This is a genomic window from Enterobacter sp. GER_MD16_1505_Eko_090, from assembly GCF_003331015.1.
GTDB classification, from domain to species: Bacteria; Pseudomonadota; Gammaproteobacteria; order Enterobacterales; family Enterobacteriaceae; genus Enterobacter; species Enterobacter roggenkampii.
In genome coordinates this window covers 81,959-98,524 of sequence record NZ_PUQF01000015.1, presented here as the reverse complement: position 1 = coordinate 98,524, position 16,566 = coordinate 81,959, and the positions used below count along the sequence as shown (strand labels likewise).

General features: G+C 58.6%; 16 protein-coding genes. 13 read left to right on the top strand and 3 right to left on the bottom strand.

Translation table 11 applies throughout. The annotated features are described in order from the left end of the window. Positions 1–32: 32 nt before the first annotated feature. Positions 33–1,298 (top strand): 4-aminobutyrate--2-oxoglutarate transaminase, encoded by a 1,266-nt coding sequence (locus C6A40_RS17455; protein WP_114191320.1) that lies wholly within the window; start codon positions 33–35, stop codon positions 1,296–1,298. Positions 1,299–1,495: 197 nt separating this feature from the next. Next, the gene (livJ, locus tag C6A40_RS17450) at positions 1,496–2,596 is read left to right on the top strand and encodes a branched chain amino acid ABC transporter substrate-binding protein LivJ (RefSeq protein WP_021242735.1); all 1,101 of its coding nucleotides are present in this window, start codon (positions 1,496–1,498) and stop codon (positions 2,594–2,596) included. Between the two features lie 177 nt (positions 2,597–2,773). Here livJ and panM read toward each other — a convergent pair whose 3' ends face one another. After that, positions 2,774–3,157, bottom strand: a complete 384-nt coding sequence (panM, locus tag C6A40_RS17445) for an aspartate 1-decarboxylase autocleavage activator PanM (RefSeq protein WP_008500097.1) — start codon at positions 3,155–3,157, stop codon at positions 2,774–2,776. A gap of 424 nt (positions 3,158–3,581) precedes the next feature. Here panM and livK point away from each other — a divergent pair, with 424 nt between their 5' ends. From livK to ugpQ, 10 genes are all read left to right on the top strand, one after another. Next, positions 3,582–4,691 (top strand): high-affinity branched-chain amino acid ABC transporter substrate-binding protein LivK, encoded by a 1,110-nt coding sequence (gene livK, locus C6A40_RS17440; RefSeq protein ID WP_008500098.1) that lies wholly within the window; start codon positions 3,582–3,584, stop codon positions 4,689–4,691. 46 nt (positions 4,692–4,737) lie between these two features. Beyond that, entirely contained in the window at positions 4,738–5,664 is a 927-nt protein-coding gene (gene livH / locus C6A40_RS17435) for a high-affinity branched-chain amino acid ABC transporter permease LivH (protein ID WP_021242737.1), read from the top strand. After that, positions 5,661–6,938 (top strand): branched chain amino acid ABC transporter permease LivM, encoded by a 1,278-nt coding sequence (livM, locus tag C6A40_RS17430; protein ID WP_008500100.1) that lies wholly within the window; start codon positions 5,661–5,663, stop codon positions 6,936–6,938. Before livH ends, livM begins: the two co-directional genes overlap by 4 nt. Then, complete coding sequence (gene livG / locus C6A40_RS17425) at positions 6,935–7,702, top strand: high-affinity branched-chain amino acid ABC transporter ATP-binding protein LivG (protein WP_008500101.1); 768 nt, start codon at positions 6,935–6,937, stop codon at positions 7,700–7,702. The genes livM and livG overlap by 4 nt, the downstream gene beginning before the upstream one ends. 1 nt (position 7,703) lies before the next feature. Further along, entirely contained in the window at positions 7,704–8,417 is a 714-nt protein-coding gene (livF, locus tag C6A40_RS17420) for a high-affinity branched-chain amino acid ABC transporter ATP-binding protein LivF (protein ID WP_008500102.1), read from the top strand. A 247-nt stretch (positions 8,418–8,664) separates the two neighbouring features. Then, a complete protein-coding gene (gene ugpB / locus C6A40_RS17415; RefSeq protein ID WP_021242738.1) occupies positions 8,665–9,981 on the top strand; it encodes a sn-glycerol-3-phosphate ABC transporter substrate-binding protein UgpB in 1,317 nt (438 codons plus the stop codon). A 106-nt stretch (positions 9,982–10,087) separates the two neighbouring features. Further along, a complete protein-coding gene (ugpA, locus tag C6A40_RS17410) occupies positions 10,088–10,975 on the top strand; it encodes a sn-glycerol-3-phosphate ABC transporter permease UgpA (protein WP_008503352.1) in 888 nt (295 codons plus the stop codon). Beyond that, positions 10,972–11,817 (top strand): sn-glycerol-3-phosphate ABC transporter permease UgpE, encoded by an 846-nt coding sequence (gene ugpE / locus C6A40_RS17405; protein WP_013099125.1) that lies wholly within the window; start codon positions 10,972–10,974, stop codon positions 11,815–11,817. Before ugpA ends, ugpE begins: the two co-directional genes overlap by 4 nt. Before the next feature lies 1 nt (position 11,818). Next, positions 11,819–12,889, top strand: a complete 1,071-nt coding sequence (locus tag C6A40_RS17400) for a sn-glycerol-3-phosphate import ATP-binding protein UgpC (protein WP_008503354.1) — start codon at positions 11,819–11,821, stop codon at positions 12,887–12,889. After that, positions 12,886–13,632 carry a glycerophosphodiester phosphodiesterase gene (gene ugpQ, locus C6A40_RS17395; protein WP_021242741.1) on the top strand — a complete coding sequence of 249 codons (747 nt, stop codon included), beginning with the start codon at positions 12,886–12,888 and terminating at the stop codon, positions 13,630–13,632. The genes C6A40_RS17400 and ugpQ overlap by 4 nt, the downstream gene beginning before the upstream one ends. On the opposite strand, the gene C6A40_RS17390 is transcribed toward ugpQ, so the two are convergent. Beyond that, positions 13,616–13,993 carry a DUF2756 family protein gene (locus C6A40_RS17390; RefSeq protein WP_045335144.1) on the bottom strand — a complete coding sequence of 126 codons (378 nt, stop codon included), beginning with the start codon at positions 13,991–13,993 and terminating at the stop codon, positions 13,616–13,618. The genes ugpQ and C6A40_RS17390 overlap by 17 nt on opposite strands. Positions 13,994–14,116: 123 nt before the next feature. Between C6A40_RS17390 and ggt the strand changes: the two genes are divergently transcribed. Continuing rightward, entirely contained in the window at positions 14,117–15,862 is a 1,746-nt protein-coding gene (ggt, locus tag C6A40_RS17385; RefSeq protein ID WP_072204957.1) for a gamma-glutamyltransferase, read from the top strand. Between the two features lie 86 nt (positions 15,863–15,948). On the opposite strand, the gene yhhY is transcribed toward ggt, so the two are convergent. Next, on the bottom strand, positions 15,949–16,437 hold the full coding sequence (yhhY, locus tag C6A40_RS17380; RefSeq protein WP_045335146.1) for an N-acetyltransferase: 489 nt from the start codon (positions 16,435–16,437) through the stop codon (positions 15,949–15,951). Between the last annotated feature and the right edge of the window lie 129 nt (positions 16,438–16,566).

The window sequence follows — 16,566 nt, the reverse complement described above, 5'->3', positions numbered from 1 at the left end:
CGCTAAGCAGGCGACTTTCTCAGGGGGACAGGGTGAAAAACAACGAACTGAACGACCGGCGGTTACAGGCGACGCCGCGCGGCATCGGGGTGATGTGTAACTTCTATGCCGATAAAGCCGAAAACGCCACGGTGTGGGACGTGGAAGGCAATGAGTACATCGACTTCGCCGCCGGGATCGCGGTGCTGAATACCGGCCATCGCCATCCTAAAGTCATTTCCGCCATCGAAAAACAACTCCACGCGTTTACCCACACGGCCTACCAGATTGTGCCGTACGAAGGCTACGTGGCGCTTGCCGAGCGCATCAACCAGCGCGTGCCGATTGACGGCCCGGCCAAAACCGCGTTCTTCTCGACGGGGGCTGAGGCGGTCGAAAACGCGGTGAAAATTGCCCGCGCCTTTACCAAACGCCCCGGCCTTATCACCTTCGGCGGCGCGTTCCACGGCCGCACCTTTATGACCATGGCGCTGACCGGCAAAGTTGCGCCGTACAAGCTCGGATTCGGACCCTTCCCCGGCTCGGTGTATCACGCCCAGTATCCGAATGAACTGCACGGCGTCAGCACGGCGGAAGCGTTGAAAAGCCTGGAACGCATCTTTAAAGCGGATATTGCCCCTGACCAGGTCGCGGCGATTATTCTCGAACCGGTTCAGGGAGAGGGCGGTTTCAACATCGCCCCGGCTGATTTTATGCAGGCGCTGCGCGCCCTGTGCGATACCCACGGCATTTTGCTGATTGCCGACGAGGTGCAAAGCGGCTTCGCCCGCACCGGCAAGTTGTTCTCGATGGAACATCACTGCGTGAAGGCCGATCTGATCACTATGGCGAAAAGCCTGGCGGGCGGGATGCCGCTCTCGGCGGTGTCGGGCCGTGCTGAAGTGATGGATGCGCCCGCGCCGGGTGGGCTGGGCGGTACCTACGCGGGTAACCCGCTGGCGATTGCGGCGGCGCACGCCGTGCTGGACGTGATTGACGAAGAGGATCTCTGCACGCGATCGGCGCATCTTGGCCATCACCTGGTGGAAGTGTTGAACAAGGCGAAGGAACACTGCCAGTATATCGCGGATATTCGCGCGCAGGGCTCGATGGTGGCGGTGGAGTTTAACGATCCGCAAACGGGTCAGCCTTCGCCGGAATTTACCCGCCAGGTGCAGGAGCGTGCATTGCAGGAAGGTCTGCTGCTTCTGAGCTGCGGCGTTTACGGCAACGTCATTCGTTTCCTGTATCCGCTGACGATTCCCGAAGTGCAGTTCCGTAAAGCGCTGGACATTATCTCCGCGTCGCTGACACGTTAAAGCCACATGCCCGGCGGAACTCTCTGCCGGGCTTATCATATATTCATTTCAAATTTGCTATTCCAAAATCATAAAAATGGGGTATGTTTTAGCAGAGTATGCTGAAAAAGCGCGAACAGCACACCTATAACTGAAATAAAGCGCTGCACAACAACATCACAACAATCGTAATAACCATAATAATGGGGAATCTCAGGATGAACATGAAGGGTAAAGCGTTACTGGCAGGATGTATCGCGTTGGCATTCAGCACCATGGCGCAGGCAGACATTAAAGTGGCTGTGGTTGGCGCCATGTCCGGACCGGTAGCGCAGTACGGCGACCAGGAGTTTACTGGCGCAGAACAGGCGGTTGCAGACATTAATGCCAAAGGCGGTATTAAGGGCGAAAAACTGCAGATCGTAAAATATGATGATGCCTGTGACCCGAAACAAGCGGTCGCGGTCGCGAACAAAGTGGTGAACGACGGGATCAAATACGTTATCGGTCACCTGTGCTCTTCTTCTACTCAGCCCGCGTCTGACATCTACGAAGACGAAGGTATCCTGATGATCACCCCGGCTGCGACCGCACCGGAGCTGACCGCACGCGGTTACAAGCTGACCCTGCGTACCACCGGGCTGGACTCTGACCAGGGCCCAACCGCGGCGAAGTACATCGTTGAAAAAGTGAAGCCGAAACGCATTGCCATCGTTCATGACAAGCAGCAGTACGGTGAAGGTCTGGCGCGTTCAGTGCAGGACAACCTCAAGAAAGCCAATGCCGATGTGGTGTTCTTCGACGGGATCACCGCCGGTGAGAAAGACTTCTCCACCCTGGTGGCGCGTCTGAAGAAAGAGAATATCGACTTCGTATACTACGGCGGCTACCACCCGGAAATGGGCCAGATCCTGCGCCAGGCGCGCGCGGCGGGTCTGAAAACCCAGTTCATGGGCCCGGAAGGGGTGGCGAACGTTTCTCTGTCTAACATCGCAGGTGAATCCGCTGAAGGCCTGCTGGTGACCAAACCGAAGAACTACGACCAGGTTCCTGCGAACAAACCTATCGTAGATGCCATCAAGGCGAAGAAACAGGATCCAAGCGGCGCGTTCGTCTGGACCACCTATGCTGCGCTGCAGTCGCTGCAGGCGGGCCTGAACCAGTCAGCCGATCCGGCTGAGATTGCCACCTGGCTGAAAGCGAACACCGTCGAAACCGTTATGGGGCCTCTCTCCTGGGACACGAAGGGCGACCTGAAGGGCTTCGAGTTCGGCGTGTTTGACTGGCATGCTAACGGCACGGCGACCGACGCCAAATAATTTTCCCGTCGCCTTTCGCGCCGCAGGTGCGTTGGCTGCGTTATTCAACCCCGGTCACTTACTTATGTAAGCTCCCGGGGATTTCATAACTTGCCGCCTTCCTGCAACACGAAATGCTTGGGAAAATGCGGTAGAAATTGTAGGCCGGGCAAGGCGCAGCCGCCACCCGGCTTTCTTTTAGCGCTTCTCCCACCCGCTCTCCTGCGCTGTAAACCCTAACGCCTGCATAAACGCCGCCATGACGCCGCGGTCTTCCACGCCCACGTCGGCCATCCACCATGATGTCACGCCCGGGTTTTCGCGGAGCACTTCTTCAATTAAATACTGCCCCACGCCGCGACGGCGGGTCACGTCACGCACGCGCAGCGAGTCCAACGCCCCTTCCGTGCCGCTCAGCGTTACGCGAACGGCGGCCAGAAGACGCTCGTTAAAGCGCGCGGCATAGATACGGTGATTTTCGTCGACGGCCAGCGACGAAGGGGAATATTCCGGCCAGATCTTGCCCAGGTCGATATGATCCTGGTCGCTAAAGGTCACCAGACGCACGATAGTCAGTTTCATTAGCTGCTTGTCCAAATCAAATTGAGTAGAGGCAGTGTACTCAATTTATTCGCTCAGCGGCTTCCTCTTTTTATCGCCGTTTGCCAGGTGATTAGTTTTTTGGCAGCGCGTTGGGCAGTTTGAAAACACATGGATCGAAAAATAAGCAGGATTTTAACCTGAATGGCAGTGATTTATTCGGCGCTTTGTACCGTTATTTTATGCTGCAAACTGCACTTTTATTTGTTTATCTCTGCCTGATTTCAGAATATTATCTTTGCTTAATCTCCTGAAAAATAGAGATTTTAGTCTGGTTTTTGACAAAAGCCTGCGCTAAACCATTAAAGGCACTGGTAAAAATAGCGTTGTTCATTAAAAGTACAGAATGCTTTTTAACCATAATAAAACAAAATATAAACACGACATCACGAATGGGGATTCAGAGATGAAAAGGAACGCGAAGACGTTAATCGCGGGGATGGTCGCACTGTCGATCTCGCATGCCGCCATGGCGGAAGACATAAAAGTTGCGGTAGTGGGTGCGATGTCCGGCCCTGTTGCCCAGTGGGGTGACATGGAGTTCAACGGTGCGCGCCAGGCCATCAAAGACATCAACGCTAAGGGCGGCATCAAGGGCGACAAGCTGGTGGGCGTGGAGTATGACGACGCCTGCGATCCGAAACAGGCCGTCGCGGTCGCCAACAAAATCGTCAACGATGGCATCCAGTATGTGATCGGCCACCTGTGCTCATCGTCCACCCAGCCCGCGTCTGACATCTACGAAGACGAAGGCATTCTGATGATCACCCCTGGCGCCACTAACCCTGAGCTGACCCAGCGCGGCTACCAGCACATCATGCGCACCGCCGGTCTGGACTCCTCTCAGGGGCCTACCGCCGCCAAATACATCCTTGAAACCGTCAAGCCGCAGCGTATCGCCATTATTCATGACAAGCAGCAGTACGGCGAAGGCCTGGCGCGCTCCGTTCAGGACGGCCTGAAAAAAGGCGGCGCGAACATCGTCTTCTTCGACGGCATTACCGCCGGTGAGAAAGACTTCTCCGCGCTGATCGCCCGTCTGCAAAAAGAGAATATCGACTTTGTTTACTACGGCGGCTACTACCCGGAGATGGGGCAGATGCTGCGTCAGGCGCGCGCCACCGGTCTGAAAACTCAGTTTATGGGGCCAGAGGGTGTGGGCAATGCCTCCCTGTCCAACATCGCCGGGGATTCTGCCGAAGGCATGCTGGTGACGATGCCAAAACGCTATGACCAGGATCCGGCCAACAAGGCTATCGTGGATGCGCTCAAGGCGCAGAAGAAAGATCCGAGTGGTCCGTACGTCTGGATCACCTATGCCGCCGTACAGTCTCTGGCCACCGCGCTGGATCGTACCGGCAGCAAAGAACCGCTGGATCTGGTGAAAGATTTAAAAGCACACGGGGCGAACACCGTGATTGGGCCGCTGAACTGGGATGAGAAAGGCGATCTGAAGGGATTTGAGTTTGGTGTCTTTAAGTGGCACGCCGACGGTTCGTCTTCGGCCGCCAAATAATTATCCCACCGCCCGGCATGACGGGCGGGTATAAAAAGGTTTGCATATGTCCGAGCAGTTTCTCTATTTCCTGCAGCAGATGTTTAACGGCGTCACGCTGGGAAGCACCTACGCGCTGATCGCCATCGGCTATACGATGGTTTACGGCATTATCGGCATGATCAACTTCGCCCACGGCGAGGTCTACATGATCGGTAGCTATGTCTCCTTTATGATTATCGCCGCCCTGATGATGATGGGCATCGACAGCAGCTGGCTGCTGGTCGCCGCCGGGTTTGTCGGCGCGATTGTGATTGCCAGCGCCTACGGCTGGAGCATCGAGCGCGTGGCCTATCGGCCGGTGCGCAGCTCCAAACGCCTGATTGCACTGATTTCCGCCATCGGGATGTCGATCTTCCTGCAAAACTACGTCAGCCTGACCGAAGGCTCGCGCGACGTGGCGCTGCCAAGCCTGTTTAACGGCCAGTGGATTGTGGGAGCCAGCGAAAACTTCGCGGCCTCTATCACCACCATGCAGCTGGTTATCTGGGTCGTGACCTTTATTGCGATGCTGGCCCTGACGCTGTTCATCCGCTACTCGCGGATGGGACGCGCCTGCCGCGCGTGCGCAGAAGACCTGAAGATGGCGAGCCTGCTCGGCATCAACACCGACCGCGTGATTGCCCTGACCTTCGTGATTGGCGCCTCGATGGCTGCCGTCGCAGGCGTGCTGCTCGGCCAGTTCTACGGCGTGATCAACCCGTACATCGGCTTTATGGCCGGGATGAAAGCTTTTACCGCGGCGGTGCTGGGCGGTATCGGCAGTATTCCGGGCGCGATGATTGGCGGCCTGATCCTGGGCGTGGCGGAAGCGCTCTCTTCGGCGTACCTGAGCACGGAATATAAAGACGTGGTGTCGTTTGCCCTGCTGATTCTGGTTCTGCTGGTCATGCCTACCGGTATTCTGGGCCGTCCGGAGGTAGAGAAAGTATGAAACCGATGCATTTTGCAATGGCGCTGCTCTCTGCCGCCATGTTCTTCGTGCTGGCGGGCGTCTTTATGGGCGTCCAGCTTGAGCTGAATGGCACCAAACTGGTGGTGGATACCGCCCCCGACATCCGCTGGCAGTGGGTGTTTATCGGTACCGCCGTCGTGTTCCTGTTCCAGCTGCTGCGTCCGCTGTTCCAGAAGTCGCTGAAAAACGTCTCCGGGCCGAAATTCGTCCTGCCGGCCATCGACGGGTCTACCGTTAAGCAGAAGCTGTTCCTCGTGGCGCTGCTGGTGGCTGCCGTGGCGTGGCCGTTCGTGGTGTCTCGTGGAACCGTGGATATCGCTACCCTGACCATGATCTACGTGATCCTCGGTCTCGGTCTGAACGTGGTGGTGGGGCTCTCAGGCCTGCTGGTGCTGGGCTACGGCGGCTTCTACGCCATCGGCGCCTACACCTTCGCGCTGCTGAACCACTATTACGGGCTCGGCTTCTGGACCTGCCTGCCGCTGGCAGGGCTGGTCTCTGCCGCCGCAGGCTTCCTGCTCGGTTTCCCGGTGCTGCGCCTGCGCGGTGACTACCTGGCGATTGTGACCTTAGGCTTCGGTGAAATCGTCCGTATCCTGCTGCTGAACAACACCGAAGTGACCGGCGGCCCGAACGGCATCAGCCAGATCCCGAAACCAACCTTCTTCGGCCTGGAGTTCAGTCGCACCGCCCGCGAAGGCGGCTGGGACACCTTCAGTAACTTCTTCGGCGTGAAGTATGACCCGTCCGACCGCGTCATCTGGCTCTATCTGGTGGCGCTGCTGCTGGTGGTCATCACCCTGTTCGTGATTAACCGCCTGCTGCGCATGCCGCTGGGCCGCGCGTGGGAAGCGCTGCGCGAAGATGAGATCGCCTGCCGCTCCCTGGGCCTGAACCCGACCCGCATCAAGCTGACCGCGTTTACCATCAGCGCCGCGTTTGCCGGTTTTGCCGGGACGCTGTTTGCCGCGCGTCAGGGCTTCGTCAGCCCGGAATCGTTCACCTTTGCCGAATCCGCCTTTGTGCTGGCGATTGTGGTGCTGGGCGGGATGGGCTCGCAGTTCGCCGTTATCCTGGCGGCCATCCTGCTGGTGGTCTCGCGCGAGCTGATGCGCGACTTTAACGAATACAGCATGTTAATGCTGGGTGGTTTGATGGTGCTGATGATGATCTGGCGTCCGCAGGGCTTGCTGCCGATGACCCGTCCACAGCTGAAGCTGAAGAACGGGCAAGCGAAAGGAGAGCAGGCATGAGTCAGCCATTATTATCCGTTAACGGTCTGATGATGCGTTTTGGCGGCCTGCTGGCGGTCAACAACGTGAATCTGGATCTGCACAAGAAAGAGATTGTCTCCCTGATTGGCCCGAACGGTGCGGGGAAAACCACGGTCTTTAACTGCCTGACCGGCTTCTACAAGCCGACGGGCGGCACCATCATGCTGCGCGATCAGCATCTTGAAGGGCTGCCGGGCCAGCAGATTGCCCGCATGGGCGTAGTGCGTACCTTCCAGCACGTGCGTCTGTTCCGCGAGATGACGGTGATTGAGAACCTGCTGGTGGCGCAGCATCAGCAGCTGAAAACCGGGCTGTTCTCCGGCCTGCTGAAAACCCCGGCCTTCCGCCGCGCCCAGGATGAAGCGCTCGATCGCGCCGCCACCTGGCTCGACCGCATTGGCCTGCTGCAGCACGCCAACCGTCAGGCGAGCAACTTGGCCTACGGCGATCAGCGTCGCCTGGAGATTGTGCGCTGCATGGTGACGCAGCCGGAAATCCTGATGCTCGACGAACCGGCGGCGGGCCTCAACCCGAAAGAGACCAAAGAGCTGGACGAGCTGATTGCCGAACTGCGCGATCACCACGACACCACCATTCTGCTGATTGAGCACGACATGAAGCTGGTGATGGGCATTTCCGACCGTATCTACGTGGTTAACCAGGGTACGCCGCTGGCAAACGGCACGCCGGAAGAGATCCGCAACAACCCGGACGTGATCCGCGCATACCTGGGTGAGGCATAAGATGGAAAAAGCGATGTTAACGTTCGACAAGGTCAATGCGCACTACGGCAAGATCCAGGCGCTGCACGACGTCAGCCTGCATATCAACCAGGGTGAAATCGTCACCCTGATTGGCGCCAACGGCGCGGGTAAAACCACGCTGCTCGGCACCCTGTGCGGTGACCCGCGCGCCACCAGCGGGCGGATTGTGTTTGACGGCAAAGACATTACCGACTGGCAGACCGCCAGAATCATGCGCGAGGCGGTGGCGATTGTTCCGGAAGGGCGTCGCGTGTTCTCACGTATGACGGTGGAAGAGAACCTGGCGATGGGCGGCTTCTTCGCCCACCGCGATGAATACCAGACCCGCATCAAGTGGGTGTACGAACTCTTCCCGCGCCTGTGGGAGCGTCGCATCCAGCGTGCAGGCACCATGTCAGGCGGTGAACAGCAGATGCTGGCGATCGGCCGCGCGCTGATGAGTCAGCCGCGCCTGCTGCTGCTGGATGAGCCGTCGCTCGGCCTGGCGCCGATCATCATCCAGCAGATCTTCGACACCATTGAGCAGTTGCGTAAAGAGGGGATGACCATCTTCCTCGTTGAGCAGAACGCCAACCAGGCGCTGAAGCTGGCTGACCGTGGCTACGTGCTGGAGAACGGCCGCGTGGTGCTGGAAGATACCGGAGACGCGCTGCTGGCGAACGAAGCGGTGCGGAGCGCTTACCTGGGCGGCTGAGCCGTCTGTATCGCCCGGTGGCGCTGCGCTTACCGGGCCTACAGGGATCGAGTAGGCCGGGTAAGGCGTAGCCGCCACCCGGCTTTTTTAACCACTACACCCCTTCACACAACCATCATCCCCCTGACCCTTTGCTGTCACTTATCTGTAAACAAACAGTTATTTTTCTGTCATTCGAGCATGTCATGTTACCTCGCGAGCATAAAACGCGTGATATCGCGCATCCGGCACAATAAGAGAGATGACAATGACATCGTTACGACACACAGCTTTGGGTCTGGCACTGGGTCTGGCTTTTGCGACGAACGCAATGGCTGTCACGACCATTCCGTTCTGGCATTCCATGGAAGGGGAGTTGGGTAAAGAAGTTGACTCCCTGGCGCAGCGTTTCAACGACACCCATCCGGATTACAAAATTGTGCCGGTGTACAAAGGCAACTACGAGCAGAGCCTGAGCGCGGGCATCGCCGCCTTCCGTACCGGCAACGCGCCTGCGCTGTTACAGGTTTATGAAGTGGGCACCGCCACCATGATGGCCTCCAAAGCCATCAAGCCGGTCTATGAAGTGTTCAAAGAAGCGGGTATTAACTTCGATGAATCCCAGTTCGTGCCAACCGTAGCGGGTTACTACACCGATTCCAAAACCGGACATCTGCTGTCTCAGCCGTTTAACAGCTCCACGCCGGTGCTGTACTACAACAAAGACGCCTTCAAGAAAGCCGGTTTAGACCCGGAGCAGCCGCCAAAAACCTGGCAGGACCTGGCCGAATACACCGCGAAGCTGAAAGCGGCGGGAATGAAGTGCGGCTACGCCAGCGGCTGGCAGGGCTGGATCCAGATCGAAAACTTCAGCGCCTGGCACGGCCTGCCGGTGGCGACCAAAAACAACGGCTTCGACGGCACCGACGCGGTACTGGAGTTTAACAAGCCGGAGCAGGTGAAGCACATCGCGCTGCTGGAAGAACTCAACAAGAAGGGCGACTTCAGCTACTTCGGGCGTAAAGACGAATCCACCGAGAAGTTCTATAACGGCGACTGCGCCATTACCACCGCCTCGTCCGGCTCGCTGGCGGATATCCGCCACTACGCCAAATTCAACTACGGCGTGGGCATGATGCCGTATGACGCTGACGTGAAGGGCGCGCCGCAGAACGCCATCATCGGCGGGGCGAGTCTGTGGGTGATGCAGGGTAAAGACAAGGGCACCTATAAAGGCGTGGCCGAGTTCCTCGACTTCCTGGCGAAACCTGAAAACGCGGCCGAATGGCACCAGAAGACCGGCTACCTGCCGATCACCAAAGCCGCGTATGACCTGACCCGCGAGCAGGGCTTCTACAGTAAGAACCCGGGCGCGGATATCGCGACGCGTCAGATGCTGAACAAGCCGCCGTTGCCGTTCACCAAAGGCCTGCGTCTGGGCAACATGCCGCAGATCCGCACCATCGTGGATGAAGAGCTGGAAAGCGTCTGGACCGGGAAGAAAACGCCACAGCAGGCGCTGGATTCCGCGGTAGAGCGCGGGAATCAGCTGCTGCGCCGCTTTGAGCAGTCGACGAAATCGTAATCCGTGATTCGCCCGGTGACGCGTAGCGATCCGGGCCTACGATGTGCCCCATGTAGGCCGGGTAAGGCGTAGCCGCCACCCGGCATTGCTCAGGAACCCAATCTCAATGTCATCATCCCGTCCGGTGTTCCGTTCCCGCTGGCTGCCGTACCTGCTGGTCGCGCCTCAGCTGGTCATCACCGTTATCTTCTTTATCTGGCCTGCGGGCGAAGCGCTGTGGTACTCGGTACAAAGCGTCGATCCGTTTGGGCTCTCCAGCCAGTTTGTCGGGCTGGACAACTTTACCGCGCTGTTCCATGACAGCTACTACCTGGACGCCTTCTGGACGACGATCAGGTTCAGCGCGCTGGTCACCGTCAGCGGCCTTGTTGCCTCGCTGTTTTTCGCCGCGCTGGTGGATTACGTGGTGCGCGGCAGCCGCCTGTATCAGACCCTGATGCTGCTGCCTTACGCCGTGGCACCCGCCGTCGCCGCCGTCCTGTGGATTTTCCTGTTTAACCCCGGTCGCGGGCTGATTACCCATTTCCTGGCAGAGTTCGGCTACGACTGGAACCACGCCCAGAACAGCGGTCAGGCCATGTTCCTGGTGGTATTCGCCTCGGTGTGGAAGCAGATCAGCTACAACTTCCTGTTCTTCTTTGCCGCGCTGCAGTCCATCCCGCGTTCGCTGGTGGAGGCCGCCGCCATTGACGGGGCAGGGCCGATTCGTCGCTTCTTCAGGCTGTCGCTGCCGCTGATTGCCCCGGTGAGCTTCTTCCTGCTGGTGGTTAACCTCGTATACGCCTTCTTCGACACCTTCCCGGTGATCGATGCGGCGACCGCAGGCGGTCCGGTGCAGGCGACCACCACGCTGATTTATAAAATCTACCGCGAAGGCTTCGCCGGGCTGGATCTCTCGGCCTCCGCCGCGCAGTCGGTGGTGCTGATGTTCCTCGTCATCATCCTCACGGTGGTGCAGTTCCGTTATGTCGAAAGTAAGGTGCGCTACCAATGATTGAGAACCGTCGCGGGCTGACGATTTTCAGCCACACCATGCTGATTCTGGGGATCATCGTCATCCTGTTTCCACTGTACGTGGCCTTTGTCGCCGCCACGCTGGACACCAAAGCGGTGTTCGACACGCCGATGACGCTGATCCCAGGCACGCATCTGTTCGAGAACATGAAGACCATCTGGACCCAGGGCGTGGGCGCCAACAGCGCGCCGTTCTGGCTGATGATGCTCAACAGCTTCATCATGGCGTTCGGCATTACGGTCGGCAAAATTACGGTGTCGATGCTCTCGGCCTTCGCCATCGTCTGGTTCCGCTTTCCGCTGCGTAACCTCTTTTTCTGGATGATTTTTATCACCCTGATGCTGCCGGTGGAGGTGCGTATCTTCCCCACCGTGGAAGTGATCGCCAACCTGAAGATGCTCGACAGCTACGCGGGCTTAACCCTGCCGCTGATGGCCTCGGCGACCGCCACCTTCCTGTTCCGCCAGTTCTTTATGACCCTGCCGGACGAGCTGATTGAAGCCGCGCGGATCGACGGCGCCTCGCCGATGCGCTTCTTCCGCGACATCGTGCTGCCGCTGTCGAAAACCAACCTTGCGGCGCTGTTTGTGATCACCTTTATCTACGGCTGGAACCAGTACCTGTGGCCGCTGCTGATTATTCAGGACGTCAACCTCGGCACCGCCGTGGCGGGCATCAAAGGCATGATTGCCACCGGCGAAGGCACCACCCTCTGGAACCAGGTGATGGCGGCGATGCTGCTCACCCTCATCCCACCCGTAGTCATTGTTTTAGCCATGCAGCGCGCGTTTGTCCGCGGCCTGGTCGATAGCGAGAAATAAGATGGCAGGTTTAAAACTTCAGGCAGTAACCAAAAGCTGGGACGGCAAAACCCAGGTGATTCAGCCGCTCACGCTCGACGTGGCGGACGGGGAGTTTATCGTGATGGTCGGCCCGTCCGGCTGCGGCAAATCTACGCTGCTGCGCATGGTGGCGGGGCTGGAGCGCGTAACGTCCGGGGATATCTGGATTGACCGCCAGCGCGTCACCGAGATGGAGCCGAAAGACAGGGGCATCGCGATGGTGTTCCAGAACTACGCTCTCTACCCGCACATGAGCGTGGAGGAGAACATGGCCTGGGGGCTGAAAATCCGCGGCATGGGCAAAGGCCATATTGAGGAGCGCGTGAAAGAAGCGGCGCGCATTCTGGAGCTGGACGGCCTGCTCAAGCGCCGCCCGCGCGAACTCTCCGGCGGCCAACGCCAGCGCGTGGCGATGGGGCGCGCCATCGTGCGCGATCCGGCGGTATTCCTCTTCGACGAGCCGCTCTCTAACCTCGACGCCAAGCTGCGCGTGCAGATGCGTCTTGAGCTGCAGCAGTTGCACCGTCGTCTGAAAACCACGTCACTGTACGTTACCCACGATCAGGTTGAGGCCATGACCCTCGCCCAGCGCGTGATGGTGATGAACAAAGGCGTTGCCGAGCAGATTGGTACCCCCGTGGAAGTCTACGAGAAACCGGCCACCCGCTTTGTGGCGAGCTTTATCGGCAGCCCGGCGATGAACCTGCTCGAAGGGCGCATCAGCAGCACGGGCACGCACTTTGAGCTTGAAAGCGGGATGGCATTGCCGATCAACTGGTACTATCGTGGCTACGCCGGGCGTAAGATGACGCTCGGTATCCGCCCGGAACATATCGGTTTAACCTCTCAGGCGGAAGGCGGCGTGCCGCTGGTGATGGACACGCTGGAGATGTTAGGTGCAGATAACCTGGCGCACGGGCGCTGGGGCGAGCAAAAGATGGTGGTGCGTCTGGCGCATCAGGAGCGTCCGAAAGCAGGCAGCACGCTGTGGCTGCACCTGCCGGAAAATCATCTGCACCTTTTTGACGGTGAAACAGGACAACGAGTATGAGCAACTGGCCTTATCCCCACGTCGTCGCCCACCGCGGCGGCGGTAAGCTGGCGCCGGAGAACACCCTGGCGGCGATTGATGTTGGCGCGCGTTACGGCCACACCATGATCGAGTTCGACGCCAAGCTGTCGAAAGACGGCGAGATTTTCCTGCTGCATGACGATAACCTCGAACGCACCAGCAACGGCTGGGGCGTGGCGGGCGAGCTGCCGTGGCGCGATCTGCTGAAAGTCGACGCCGGAAGCTGGTACAGCGGCGAATTCAAAGGCGAACCGCTGCCGCTGCTGGCGGAAGTGGCCGATCGCTGTCGCCAGCACGGCATGATGGCCAATATCGAAATCAAACCGACCACCGGCACCGGGCCGCTGACGGGCAAAGTCATTGCCCTTGCCGCGCGCGAGCTGTGGGAAGGGATGACCGCGCCGCTGCTCTCCTCGTTTGAAATTGACGCCCTGGAGGCGGCGCAGGCGGCCGTGCCGGAATTGCCGCGCGGGCTATTGCTGGACGAGTGGCGCGAGGACTGGCGCGAGCTGACGACGCGCTTAGCGTGTGTCTCTATTCATCTTAATCACAAGCTGCTGGATGAGGCGCGGGTGAAGATGCTAAAAGACGCGGGACTGCATATTCTGGTTTACACCGTCAATAAACCCCAGCGTGCAGCCGAACTGCTGCGCTGGGGCGTGGACAGCATCTGTACCGATGCGATTGACCTGATCGGCCCGGACTTTAGTTCTGCGGATTAAGCATACTGCCATTCGACTGCGGCGGCAGCATATGCTGCTGTCCGCTGCCTGACGAGGTCATCCCACCTAACATTCCGCCGTTTTTGTTCGGCAACGGCTGCTCGCGCACCTGCCCCTGCTGCACGCGCTGGGTGTTGGCGTTCATCTGATTTTGCAGGCTTTGCTGCTGCATCTGGGTCTGCGTTCTTAGCTGCTGATTCAGCATCCCTTTTTGCTGCTGTTGCTGGCTCATCATCTCGGTCTGCATACGCTGCTGGCTCGGGATAACGTAACCCTGCTGGTTCGGGTTATTCATGGTGTTGAGTGGCTGTGCGAGCGCGGCAATGGGGATCAGCGCCGTAAGAATCATCAAGCGTTTCATTGTCATTTCCTCCTCTTGAGGTCTCTCTTAAGTTTACCCTGATTTCACCATGACGATGATTTTTTAGGAGTTGTGAACCAGGCTTAAGCGGGGAATATGGATCCCTTCACCTGGAGAACAATAATGATGAAACCAACGTTTTTGCGCTGGGTCGCCCTCGCCGCGCTGATGGCTGGCGGTACATTTAGCGTGGCGGCCAACCCGCCCGCGGCGCCTCCGGTCTCTTACGGCGTGGAGGAAGATGTCTTTCATCCCGTGCGGGCAACCCACGGCATGGTGGCGTCGGTGGATGCGCTGGCGACCCGCGTGGGCGTCGATATTCTCAGGCAGGGCGGTAACGCGGTGGATGCGGCGGTCGCCGTCGGCTATGCGCTGGCGGTGACGCACCCGCAGGCGGGGAACCTGGGCGGCGGCGGCTTTATGATGCTGCGCACCAAAGACGGGAAAACCACCGCCATCGACTTCCGTGAAATGGCGCCTTCTCAGGCGTCACGGGACATGTTCCTCGATGACCAGGGCAACCCGGACAGTAAAAAATCCCTGACCTCGCACCTGGCCTCCGGCACGCCGGGCACCGTTGCGGGCTTCTCGCTGGCGCTGGAAAAATACGGCACGATGCCGCTGAACAAGGTGGTGCAGCCTGCTATCAAGCTGGCGCGGGAGGGCTTTGTGGTGAATGACGCCCTGGCAGACGACCTCAAAACCTACGGTAGCGAAGTCATTCCGAATCACGAAAACAGTAAGGCGATCTTCTGGAAAGACGGTGAACCGCTGAAGAAGGGCGATAAGCTGGTGCAGAAGAACCTCGCCAAAAGCCTGGAGCTGATTGCGGAGCACGGCCCGGACGCTTTCTACAAAGGGGCGATTGCCGACCAGATTGCACAAGAGATGCAGAAGAACGGCGGGCTCATCACCAAAGCGGATCTGGCGGACTACAAGGCGGTGGAGCGCGAGCCGATTAGCGGCACCTACCGCGGGTACGAGGTCTTCTCCATGCCGCCGCCATCTTCCGGGGGCATTCACATCGTGCAGATCCTCAACATTCTTGAAAACTTCGATATGCACAAGTTCGGCTTCGGCAGCGCGGATGCCATGCAGGTGATGGCGGAAGCGGAAAAACGCGCCTATGCCGACCGCTCGGAATATCTCGGCGACCCGGACTTCGTGAAGGTGCCGTGGCAGGCGCTGACCAACAAGGCGTATGCCAAATCGATTGCCGATCAGATCGACATCAACAAGGCCAAGCCGTCGAGCGAGATCCGTCCCGGCAAGCTGGCACCGTATGAAAGCAACCAGACCACCCACTTCTCGGTGGTGGATAAAGACGGTAACGCGGTGGCGGTGACCTATACGCTCAACACCACCTTCGGCACCGGGATTGTGGCGGGCAATAGCGGCATTCTGCTGAACAACGAGATGGATGACTTCTCTGCCAAGCCGGGCGTGCCGAACGTCTACGGGCTGGTCGGCGGCGATGCGAACGCGGTAGGGCCGAAGAAACGTCCGCTGTCGTCCATGTCGCCCACCATCGTGGTGAAAGAGGGCAAAACCTGGCTGGTAACCGGTAGCCCGGGCGGCAGCCGGATTATCACCACCGTATTGCAGATGGTGGTGAACAGCATCGACTTTGGGATGAACGTCGCCGAAGCGACTAACGCCCCGCGTTTCCACCACCAGTGGCTGCCGGACGAGCTGCGCGTCGAGAAGGGCTTTAGCCCGGACACCATTAAACTGCTTGAGCAGCGTGGGCAGAAGGTGGCGGTGAAAGAGGCGATGGGCAGCACCCAGAGCATTATGGTGGGGCCGGACGGCGCGCTGTTTGGCGCATCAGATCCGCGTTCGGTGGATGATTTGACGGCGGGGTATTGATGTATTGCCCGGTGGCGCTGCGCTTACCGGGCCGACAACTGCACGAACGTAGGCCGGGTAAGGCGAAGCCGCCACCCGGCAAATCACTACTTCATTCTCGCCATATAATACGCATCCACATACTCGCCGTTGCGCAGGGCATAGCGCTTGCCGGTGCCTTCAATTTCGAACCCGTGTTTTTTGTACACCGCAATCGCCGGTTCGTTATCGACAAACACCGTCAGCTCAATGCGGTCAACGCGCAGCCAGTTATCGCACATATCAATCATGGTGCGCATCAGCGCGCTGGCAACGCCCCGGTTTTGCCACTGCGCGCCAACACAAATCCCAAAATCAGCCACATGGCTGCGGCGTGGGCGTTGCGCGACGGCGATGCACAGATGCCCAGCGACATGACCGTCTACACAGGCGACCAGTTGCTTAATGCCGGGCTGGTCGGTGAGTCGTTCTTGCCACATTTGCTCAGACGGATGAGGAACCTGTAGTGTGTTGTGGTACACCTCCGGTTGGGCGTGGATCTGACGAATGGCGTCATAATCTTTCGGTTCCGCATGGCGTATCACTATCTCACTCATTCCTTGTTCCTCAGTCAGTTAAAAGGCCCTTCCAACATCAATGACTTTAAAATTTGAGTCAACCGCTATTTTTTGCAAAAAGTATTGGACAAGTGCGAATGAGAATGATTATTATTGCTTTGCATTCAG